This is a genomic window from Mesorhizobium sp. M2A.F.Ca.ET.037.01.1.1 (assembly GCF_003998075.1).
Taxonomy (GTDB): Bacteria; Pseudomonadota; Alphaproteobacteria; order Rhizobiales; family Rhizobiaceae; genus Mesorhizobium.
The window spans coordinates 1-5471 of the sequence record NZ_RZSA01000404.1; the positions used below are offsets into that span (position 1 = coordinate 1).

At 61.6% G+C, this 5471-nt stretch carries 5 protein-coding genes, 1 tRNA gene and 1 pseudogene; 2 read left to right on the plus strand and 5 right to left on the minus strand.

What is annotated here, in order from left to right:
• Positions 1-215: 215 nt before the first annotated feature.
• Positions 216-415: pseudogene (locus EOA27_RS19815) on the plus strand (low affinity iron permease family protein); the annotation flags it as partial.
• Between the two features lie 101 nt (positions 416-516).
• Here EOA27_RS19815 and EOA27_RS19820 read toward each other — a convergent pair.
• Positions 517-592: transfer RNA gene (locus EOA27_RS19820), tRNA-Lys, on the minus strand.
• 280 nt (positions 593-872) lie between these two features.
• On the opposite strand from EOA27_RS19820, the gene EOA27_RS19825 reads away from it, so the two are divergent.
• A complete protein-coding gene (locus tag EOA27_RS19825; protein WP_126082602.1) occupies positions 873-1325 on the plus strand; it encodes a BA14K family protein in 453 nt (150 codons plus the stop codon).
• Positions 1326-1459: 134 nt separating this feature from the next.
• On the opposite strand, the gene EOA27_RS19830 is transcribed toward EOA27_RS19825, so the two are convergent.
• From EOA27_RS19830 to EOA27_RS19845, 4 genes are all read right to left on the minus strand, one after another.
• Complete coding sequence (locus tag EOA27_RS19830) at positions 1460-1936, minus strand: DUF6882 domain-containing protein (RefSeq protein WP_126082601.1); 477 nt, start codon at positions 1934-1936, stop codon at positions 1460-1462.
• Between the two features lie 22 nt (positions 1937-1958).
• A complete protein-coding gene (gene glpK, locus EOA27_RS19835) occupies positions 1959-3452 on the minus strand; it encodes a glycerol kinase GlpK (RefSeq protein ID WP_127249445.1) in 1494 nt (497 codons plus the stop codon).
• A 91-nt stretch (positions 3453-3543) separates the two neighbouring features.
• Complete coding sequence (locus EOA27_RS19840; RefSeq protein WP_126082599.1) at positions 3544-5271, minus strand: ABC transporter substrate-binding protein; 1728 nt, start codon at positions 5269-5271, stop codon at positions 3544-3546.
• Positions 5272-5349: 78 nt separating this feature from the next.
• A partial coding sequence (locus tag EOA27_RS19845; RefSeq protein WP_245491123.1) for a DUF2160 family membrane protein occupies positions 5350-5471 on the minus strand: 122 nt, incomplete at its 5' end.

Below are 5471 nucleotides of genomic sequence, written 5' to 3' on the forward strand. Positions count from 1 at the left end.
CGCTTACGATCCGGCTGAGTTTGCCGGGAAGCACGGACTTACGCTAGCCCAGGCTAAAGTCATCATTGGTTCGAACGGACCATCAAGGCATAAATGCGATGTGAGCGCAGTTGCGTTCCGGCGCGCGTTGGAATTGCGAGAGTCTCGACAGACACGAGACAGGAGCAGCGCGATAACGGCCGGGTAATTCCTCCGTGGATCAGCAGGGTGGCAAGATCGAGCGCCGGTTCACCCGGTTCGCTGGTGGTGTTGCGAAGGCGACAGGCAGGCCATGGGCCTTCGCGTTGTGCGTTGCGACGGTTGTCGCATGGGCGCTGACGGTCCCGTGCTGCGGTTCTCCGAGACCTGGCAGTTAGTCATCAACACCGGCACGACCATCGTGACCTTCCTCATGGTGTTTCTGATCCAGAGCACCCTAAGGCAGTTCCCGTTACCCACATAGTTACCCTGCAGCCAATGATCGAACATCAACGCGATGATCGACCGTGTTAAACTATTGATTGTGTTTATTTTTTTTGGTGAGCGCGATGGGATTCGAACCCATGACCTACTGATTAAAAGTCAGTTGCTCTACCGGCTGAGCTACGCGCTCCCGCGGGCTCGAAACGCCGCCCTCGAAATTGCGCGGAACATAGGGAGAGTGCCGCGACCGGTCAACCGGAAAAAGACGGGCGTCCAAGGCGGATTTTTGAACGGTTTCGAACGGACGCCGAGAGGTTGTTTGCGAGCGGCTTTCGATGCCTGCGCCAATGATCCGGGTCCGCATTGCCTCAGGAAGCTCCACAACAACTGGTTGAGATTGAAAGGGGAACAATTTGCAACCCGGACCCGTTTCGCAGCAGGGACGTCGATCAACCTCGAGGAGAAGAGTAATGAACAAGATCGCATCGGGCCTGCTGGCAACCGCTCTCTCGGCGTCGTTCATCGCGGCGGAGATGGTGCCGGTCAACGCTCAGCCAGCTTATGTGCCGCAACCCCAGGCCCTGTTGGATGTCCAGACCGTGCAGTATCGGGATTGGAGAAGGCACCGCGGCTTCAACCGGGATTTCTCGCGTCGTGGTGACGCTGTCTACTGGAACGGCCATCGCGGCTATCGTGAATATCGCCACGGCTATCGCCGTCATGGCGACTATTGGTTTCCGCTTGCTGCTTTCGCCACCGGCGCGCTGATCACCGGCGCCATCGTCAACAGCGAGAACAACCGCGTCTACCGCGGCGATGCGCATGTGCAGTGGTGCTATGACCGCTACCGTTCGTATCGCGCCTCGGACAACACATTCCAGCCCAACAGCGGCCCGCGACGGCAGTGCGTGTCGCCCTACTGACGGCCTCCAGTCCGCACCAATACAATTCCAGGAAAAGTGCGTAGCGGCTTTCCGTCCGGAATTGCGAAAGCACATATTCTGGTGGTTGACAGAGCCCGCGCCTCGAGAGGCGCAGGCTCCCTCGCTGTGCTGTATCAGTTCGCCCATCGTATGGTCTTGAAGACCAGATAGAGAGCGCCGCCCTCCCCCCGCGAGGAGCGATAAGCTCCAAGCGCGTTGCAAACCCGAACCATCGCTGCCGTCAATTCCCAGCCGAGCGCATCCAAATCGCCGCTCGTATCGTCCACATAGGCCTGGGCCAGGTCGTCCACGCCCTTTTTCTCCCCGAACGCCCGCACCAGCTTCGCGTCGCCGAGAAGTTCGCCCGGTAAATTCGAATTGGCCCAAGCCCAGAGCCAATTGCCCGCCTTGGCGCTGGTAGAGCCCGCAATCTGGATTTCCGAGATAACGGTGGTGCCCGCTTTGTCAGAGAAAATCAGCTTTCCGGCCGCCAGGTCGTAGTTGTAGCGCGTCCAGTGGCCGAGGCGGAAGTCCTGCTCCAGGCGTGCGTTCTTGGCGGTGAGCTGTTCAAAGGCCTCATCGCGCCAAGCGGGATACCAATCCGGTTGCATTCTCCCCCCGGTCCAGTAATCGTTACTGCGTGCTCAGCGTCCTGCGCACCGCATCGCGCCATCCGGCGAGCTTCGCCCCGCGCGCAGCCGCATCCATCTCCGGCTTGAAGCGCCGTTCCAACGCCCAGCTCTTCGCGAATTCGTTTGCCTTCGGCCACACGCCTGCCTTCGACCCGGCAAGCCACGCCGCGCCCAGGGCGGTCGTCTCCAGGATCGTCGGACGGTCGACCGGCGCGTCGAGAATGTCGGCCAGCCGCTGCATGGTCCAGTCGGACGCCACCATGCCGCCGTCGACACGAAGCACCGTCTTGGCGGAAGCGCCTTTCCAGTCCTTGCGCATGGCATCGAGCAGGTCGCGCGTCTGGAACGCGACCGATTCGAGCGCGGCGCGCGCGAACTCTGCCGGGCCTGAATTGCGCGTCAGGCCGAAGATGGCGCCGCGCGCCTCCGCGTCCCAATGCGGCGCGCCAAGGCCGACAAAGGCCGGAACCAGATAGACTTGTTGCGCCGGATCGGCGGTCGCCGCGAGCGCACCGCTCTGCTCGGCCTTGCCGATCACCTTGATGCCGTCGCGCAGCCACTGCACGGCGGCGCCCGCGATGAAGATCGAACCTTCCAGCGCATAGGTGGTCTTGCCGTTCAACCGGTAGGCGATCGTGGTCAGAAGCCGGTTTCTGGAGCGCACAAGGTCGGCACCGGTGTTGAGCAGCGCGAAGCAGCCGGTGCCGTAGGTGGATTTCATCATGCCCGGCTCGAAACAGGCCTGGCCGATGGTCGCCGCGTGCTGGTCGCCGGCAACGCCGAGGATGCGCATCTCGGCGCCGAAAAGGCTCTTCTCGGTGAGGCCAAAGTCGTCGGCGCAGTCCTTCACGTCAGGCAGGATCTCTGCCGGTATGTTCAGGATCGAGAGCAGCTCTTCGTCCCAGGCATTCTTCTCGATGTTGTAGACCAGCGTGCGCGAGGCGTTTGTCGCGTCGGTCGCGTGCACCTTGCCGCCCGTCAGCCGCCAGATCAGGAAACTGTCGATCGTGCCGGCAAGCAATTCACCCTTCTCTGCGCGCTTCCTGGCTCCTTTCACCTTGTCCAGCATCCAGGCGATCTTGGTGCCGGAGAAATAGGGATCGAGCAGCAGCCCGGTCTTCTTCGAGAATTTTTTCTCAAGCCCCTGCTTCTTCAACTTCTGGCAGAGCGGCGCCGTGCGGCGGTCCTGCCAGACAATGGCATTGTGGATCGGCTCGCCGGTCGCCTTATCCCAGATCACGACCGTCTCGCGCTGGTTGGTGATGCCGATCGCGGCCACATCCGAAGCGGTACGTCCGGCGGACTTAAGCGCCGACTTCACCGTGGCGAGAACGCTTGCCCAGATATCTTCCGGATCATGCTCGACCCAGCCGGAGGCCGGATAATGCTGCGCGAATTCCTGCTGGCCGGTGCCTGCGACTTTCATCTTGTCGTCGAACAGGATCGCCCGGGTCGAGGTCGTTCCCTGGTCGATCGCCAGCACAAAACCGCTCATTCCATTCCCTCCACTACTCATGCAACAGGGGAGACGGCCAAGCCGCCTCCCCTGCATTTCTTACGCGGGCGAACGCGCCCACGTCATGCAGTTACTTCTGCCAGCTCTTCACCAGCTCGTCGTAGTTGATGGTGATCGGCTTTTCCTTCTCGTTCTCGATCTTCAACTGTGGCGCGAGATTGCCCTTCTTGACCGCATCCGCGTTCCAATAGGCGAGGTCGTGCTCTTCGGCCATCTTCGGGCCAATATCGCCCTGGACGCCCGACTTCTCGATGCGGCTCATGACCTTTTCCTGCTCGGCGCAGAGCGAGTCCATCGCTTCCTGCGCGGTCTTGGCGCCCGACGATGCATCGCCGATCGCCTGCCACCAGAGCTGCGCCAGCTTCGGATAGTCAGGCACGTTGGTACCGGTCGGCGACCACTGGACGCGGGCCGGCGAACGGTAGAACTCGATCAGGCCGCCGAGCTTCGGAGCGCGCTCCGTGAAGCTCTTGTCGTGAATCGTGCTCTCGCGGATGAAGGTCAGGCCGACATGGCTCTTCTTCACGTCGACGGTCTTCGAGGTGACGAACTGCGCATAAAGCCAGGCGGCCTTGGCGCGGTCGGTCGGCGTCGACTTCATCAGCGTCCAGGAACCCACGTCCTGGTAGCCGAGCTTCATGCCATCTTTCCAGTAGACGCCATGCGGCGACGGCGCCATGCGCCATTTCGGCGTGCCGTCGTCGTTCATCACCGCCTTGGCGCCGGCGTCGACCATCGAAGCGGTGAAGGCCGTGTACCAGAAGATCTGTTGGGCAACCGCGCCCTGGGCCGGAACCGGGCCGGATTCGGAGAAGGTCATGCCCTGCGCTTCGGCCGGAGCATAGGCCTTCAGCCAGTCGAGATATTTCTGGATCGAGTAGACCGCCGCCGGTCCATTCGTGTCGCCGCCGCGCGCGGTGCAGGAACCGACCGGGCGCGAATTCTCGTCGACCTTGATGCCCCATTCGTCGACCGGCAGGCCGTTCGGAATGCCCTTGTCGCCGTTGCCGGCCATGGAGAGCCAGGCATCGGTGAACCGCCAGCCGAGCGACGGGTCCTTCTTGCCGTAGTCCATGTGGCCATAGACCTTCTTGCCGTCGATCTCGCGGCCGGTGAAGAACTCGGCGATGTCCTCATAGGCCGACCAGTTGACCGGCACGCCGAGGTCGTAACCGTACTTGGCCTTGAAATCGGCCTTGTTCTTCTCGTCGTTGAACCAGTCGTAGCGGAACCAGTAGAGGTTCGCGAACTGCTGGTCGGGCAGCTGGTAGAGCTTCTTGTCGGGCGCCGTCGTGAACGACGTGCCGATGAAGTCCTTCAGGTCGAGGTTCGGGTTGGTAACATCCTTGCCGTCGCCTGCCATCCAGTCGGTCAGGTTGCGCACCTGCTGGTAGCGCCAGTGCGTGCCGATCAGATCGGAGTCGTTGACCCAGCCGTCATAGAGGTTCTGTCCCGTCTGCATCTGGGTCTGGATCTTCTCGACGACGTCGCCTTCCTGGATCGTGTCGTGCGTGACCTTGATGCCGGTGATGGCCGAGAAAGCGGGCGCCAGCACCTGTGATTCATAGGAATGGGTGGCGATGGTTTCCGACACCACCTTGATCTCCATGCCGGCAAACGGCTTGGCGGCGTCGATGAACCACTGCATTTCCTTTTCCTGATCGGCGCGCGAAAGCGTCGACAGGTCGCCTATCTCCTTGTCAAGAAAGCTTTTTGCCTCGTCCATCCCGGCATAGGCGTGGCCCGCCCCCAGCAATAGGACAAGGGCGGTCGTCGATGTAAGAAATTGCCGTCGCATGTGTCTCCTCCAGTCTTAGGTTTTGAAGTGTGATCCGGAGTGGCCGCCAGCACGCGGCCGCTCCGACTGTTTCCCCCTCTATACGTATCGGAACACGCCAATGGCGTAGACCACGGAGAGAGCGAGAGCCCACCACAGGTTGGGCCCAACCAGACCCAGCCAAGCGAGATGGATGAAGGCGCTGCCGAGCAGCGAAAGGA

Bases quoted from the DNA above. Each gene is read 5' to 3' on its own strand.
- EOA27_RS19825 (WP_126082602.1), top strand. From the start codon at position 873: ATGAACAAGATCGCATCGGGCCTGCTGGCAACCGCTCTCTCGGCGTCG.
- EOA27_RS19830 (WP_126082601.1), bottom strand. From the start codon at position 1,936: ATGCAACCGGATTGGTATCCCGCTTGGCGCGATGAGGCCTTTGAACAG.
- glpK (WP_127249445.1), bottom strand. From the start codon at position 3,452: ATGAGCGGTTTTGTGCTGGCGATCGACCAGGGAACGACCTCGACCCGG.
- EOA27_RS19840 (WP_126082599.1), bottom strand. From the start codon at position 5,271: ATGCGACGGCAATTTCTTACATCGACGACCGCCCTTGTCCTATTGCTG.